This is a genomic window from Streptomyces sp. NPDC048696 (assembly GCF_043198895.1).
Lineage (GTDB): Bacteria > Actinomycetota > Actinomycetes > Streptomycetales > Streptomycetaceae > Streptomyces.
Map to the genome: position 1 here is coordinate 1 of NZ_JBICVJ010000038.1, position 2,184 is coordinate 2,184.

1 protein-coding gene is annotated in these 2,184 nt (G+C 63.6%); it reads right to left on the reverse strand.

What is annotated here, in order from left to right; genetic code table 11:
• Nucleotides 1–132 precede the first annotated feature (132 nt).
• Nucleotides 133–1,563, reverse strand: coding sequence for a group II intron reverse transcriptase/maturase (ltrA, locus tag ACGFRG_RS36360; protein ID WP_393271042.1), 1,431 nt, complete (start codon nt 1,561–1,563; stop codon nt 133–135).
• Nucleotides 1,564–2,184 lie beyond the last annotated feature (621 nt).

Genomic DNA, 2,184 nt, shown 5'->3' on the forward strand with positions numbered 1-2,184 from the left:
TCGGTGAGGTCGACTCGGGGCGCCCTGCTGGTGTTTCCATCAGTGGGTTTCCCCGAGCCGCCTCCCGAACCCGGCGTGCCCGTCTCCGGGCACCGGGCTCTCCACAAATCCCGTTTCGGGGTGTTCAGTTCCTCATGCCGTAGTGGGCCACGGAGCCGGAATGAGTTTTCCCCGGTATCGGTATCTGGTCGTGCTTACCTTTGCCGGGTTGAACAGTTCCGTTTCCTCTGTGACGGGCCACCAGCCGCCGTCGTAATAGCGTCGACGGAGCTGTTTCCAAGTGATCCGGGGGTGCTTGCGTCGGATCCATCGCGTCACTCTCATCCACGTGTAGTGGCTGAGGTAACAGAAAGCGACGTTCGAAACTCCGGGACGGAAATACGCGCACCATCCTCGCAACACCGAGTTCAGTCGGTGGAGCAGGCACTCCAGCGACAAGCCGACGTTCTGTCGTCCGGTCAGTTCTTTCACCTTGCCCGTGGCGGAGCGTACTGATTTCCGTGCCGGGTAGGTGTAGATGTACTGCCGGTCAGTGCCAAGTTTCCGGTGGCGCTGGATGCGCCATCCGAGAAAATCAAGGCCCTCGTCAATGTGCGTGATCTTTGTCTTCTCCACCGACAGGCGTAGGCCCATTGGCTTCAATGCCTCTGCGACCTCGTCGCGTAGTTCCTCGGCATGTTCACGGTGCCCGAAGACGAGTACGAGGAAGTCGTCCGCATACCGGACCAGCCGGTAGTTGGGCAGTCCTCGGCGCCGTCTCCTGCGCCGGTCCTCGGAGGTGCCATCTGGCCCTCCGGGGCCCTGGGCGATGTGCTCGTCCAGGACCGAGAGTGCGATGTTGGCCAGCAGTGGCGACAGGATCCCGCCTTGCGGGGTCCCGGTGCGTGTGTCCGTGAAGGCTCCGTCACGGGACAGGATCCCGGACTTCAAGAACGCCTTCACCAAGGACAGCACCCGCTTGTCCCCGATTCGATTACGCACCCGTTCCATGAGGGCTGGGTGCGCGATCTCGTCGAAGCACGCCGTGATGTCGCCCTCCACCACCCACTCGTATCCGTGGCTGGCGAGGTAGCGAGTCTCGGCGATCGCATCGTGGGCTCGGCGGTTCGGGCGGAACCCGTAGGAACACGGGAGGAAATCCGCTTCGAATACCGGCTCCAGCACCAGTTTCAAGGACGCCTGGACCACTCGGTCCGCCACAGTCGGAATCCCGAGACGACGAAGCTTGCCATTCGCCTTGGGAATCATCCGCTCGCGGACAGGAACCGGATGGAAGCTGCGGTCTCTGAGCTGGGTCCGCAGCCTGTCCAGAAACGCCTCGACTCCCTGCCCGGCTTCGATGGAGCGGGCGGTCTTCCCGTCCACTCCGGCCGTGCGGGCGCCCTTGTTTCCCCGGACACGGTCCCACGCCACCAACAGGAAGGCGGGATCGGCCACGAGGTTGAACAGATCGTCGAACCTGCGATGAGAATCATCGACAGCCCAACGGTGCAGCTTGGTCTGGATCTCCAGTACCCGGCGTTCGGCCTTCATCAAGGCCCATTCCAGCTCGTCGGTATTCACCGGCGACGACCTCCTGGCATTCCAGTCTCCTTACTGCTGACTTGCTGGCCCCCTTCCCCATGTGACCGGCTTTCCCGGCCTCGGAGTACTACGGAGCCTCCGTCCTGCCCGACGGCCGTCAGCCGGCGATGGGCCTGCCCCCGATCGGACTGGATGTCCGATATAAGGGCGACCGCGGACAGTTCCCACGTTCACCACGAAATCGATCGACAGGTGAGGTGCCCAGCTCTACCCCGGCAGCATCGCCACGCTTACGCCGCAGACCTTCGGCGTGGCCTCCCCACCGATGAGTAGAGTCGGCTTCGGAGTCGACCACCGACGAGCGCTGGTGGTCGTGCACTGCGTCCGGCCCAGATCCGCCAGGTTCGAGCCGGTGTCGTAATTACGGGGCGTCAGGCACTGATTTCTCGCGTGCACCTTCCTGTCTCGCTAGCCGGACCCGGGTCGTCTGGCAGTACCAACCCGTCCCGGCGTTGTCGGGGCTGCTTACCGCTCGGCTTGGCATCCCCTGAGCCGAACTGCCCCCAGCTTCAGCCGGGTTGCTGCGACAACCCGGTGGTGAAGGTCTCTCACCTCACTCGATTCCATGGCGCCTCGTGGCGCACCCACCCGCTACGACAA